This window comes from Dorea sp. 210702-DFI.3.17 (genome assembly GCF_020560825.1).
Classification (GTDB): Bacteria; Bacillota; Clostridia; order Lachnospirales; family Lachnospiraceae; genus Dorea; species Dorea formicigenerans.
The window spans coordinates 1-1,986 of record NZ_JAJCNB010000074.1 but is presented as its reverse complement, the minus strand read 5'-3'; the positions used below and the strand labels follow the sequence as shown (position 1 = coordinate 1,986).

The following is a 1,986-nucleotide window of genomic DNA, read 5'->3' as shown; positions in this document are numbered from 1 at the left end:
CAGCCTGTCCGAAAACCTTATTTTTAGGCATAAATTTAGCCCCTTTCCTTCATCTGTGACATTGAAAACTGAATAAAATACACAGGATGAAGAAAGAGGCTTATGCCTGTTCCATCAATTCCATCATTTTTTGAAATCCAAGGAGATTCTTCGCCCGTTCCAGGTTATAACCCAGACAAAAGAGCGCAAACTCTCCAGCCACTTTCCGTATTCCCCTTAAAAGAAAATAAGTGGCTCCCATTGCTCGTTTTATTGTTCCAAACGGATGCTCCGACAGGCACATCCTCCGGCTCATCTTTTCTTTATCCGGTTTCAGGAAAAACTTCACAACCTTTCTTTTTTCATAATGCCATTTTTCACCCGTTTTCGTTTCCTCCGGCTTCTTTCCTTCGGCTTCCAGCCAGCCCTTACATGGTTTTACCAGCTGATCTTTGGTAAAGTCGATCTCTTTCCATTCGCCTTTTCCCTTGTAACACTTATTGCGGTTCGGGCAATGTTTACACGCATTTTTATTGGCATAGCGGATATTCCCGTTTTTCTTTATGCTCTTCTGTCTCAGGATTTCCCCAGCCGGACAGTATACCAGGTTTCTCTCAGGATCTCTGACAAAATAACCTTCTTTTGCTTTTTCCTGCATTTCCTCAGGACTTCCATAGACACTGCTGTTTTCCCGTTTTTCATCCACCACTTTACGACGGACTGTTTCTACCTTCATATCCTGTATCACTTCTGCATAAACTTCCGGTATCTTACCTGCATGCAGTGCTTTCTTCAGTTCTTCTGGCTCTGTGCTGGCAGTATCCGTTTCTGCCTCTTCATAAGGGATTTCTATGTCATAACCGTCTTTTCCATCATCTGTTATGACATGTGGGATAATACCGTTCTCCAGACACTCCACCATATCTTCCACAGCTTCATAACCTTTATCTGCTACTACTTCTATGATCTTTTCCGGTTCAGAGCTCTTTATCCCCTGCATCGTACTTTCCAGCAATCCATGGTCGGTTACCTGATTGGTCATCTGAAAATCTCGGATCAGATGTGTTTCAGAATCTACCGCCGTCTGTGGGTTATATGCTACTGTAAACCCATTTTTATTTTTCATGAGTTTTGCATCCGCATCTGTGATCGAAAGCTGGGATACCCCGGTTTCTTCCATCAGCTTCTGATAACCTTCGTATCTGGCAAGTCTCTCCTGTGCTTCTTTTAACTTGGCTTCAAGACTTTCTCTTGTCAGTTCTCCTGAAATCACGTCTGTTTCTTCCTGCTTGTCCATTTCATTCAGGATCCTTAGATACTCATCTGTATGACCATTCAGCCATTTGATCCTGTCATCCAGTTTGTTTTTGGTGAAGTTGTTATCTTTTGCGTTATCCGCCTGGATCTTTGTTCCATCCACGGAAGAAAATCCCCATTCCACTGCACCGGAGATCCGGCGGTTGAATTCATAAAAAATCTCTTTCAGGCTGTCTATGTTGTTTTTCCTGAAATCTGCAATGGTGCGAAAATCCGGTTCTACACCGCCGATCATCCATTTCACTTCAAGATTTACTTTACAGCTTTCAGCCAGTTTCCGTGAAGAACGGATACCTTTCCTGCTTCCGTAAATATATATCTTATAAAGGCTCTTAGGATCGTAAGATGGACGGCCTTCTGCTGCCACAGGTTTTACACCGTATTTCCCTATATCAAGATGGTTCACAAACGCATCAATTATCCTTGCAATACTTTCTTTATCTACAAATGCGTCCCATGAACAGCACATCAGCTGGTCACGGTCAAAACCTGAAACATATGGCATCTCAATTCACCTCAGAACAATTTTTCTCTGGTTTCATTATACTATATCTGAAACATAGATGCACGATTTCTGTGTACTTTATTCAGTTTTCAATGTGCAATTTTAATTTATATTGAACGCTCACAAGAGCATATCAATCTTTTTCTCATCAGATTAGATTATCCGAGTTTTCGGACAGTCTCCCC

Annotated in this window: 1 protein-coding gene; it reads right to left on the bottom strand. The window is 41.9% G+C overall.

Translation table 11 applies throughout. The annotated features are described in order from the left end of the window. Positions 1–100 precede the first annotated feature (100 nt). Positions 101–1,801, bottom strand: a complete 1,701-nt coding sequence (locus tag LI149_RS14935; protein WP_096239773.1) for a transposase — start codon at positions 1,799–1,801, stop codon at positions 101–103. Between the last annotated feature and the right edge of the window lie 185 nt (positions 1,802–1,986).

Bases quoted from the DNA above. Each gene is read 5' to 3' on its own strand.
- LI149_RS14935 (WP_096239773.1), bottom strand. From the start codon at position 1,801: ATGCCATATGTTTCAGGTTTTGACCGTGACCAGCTGATGTGCTGTTCA.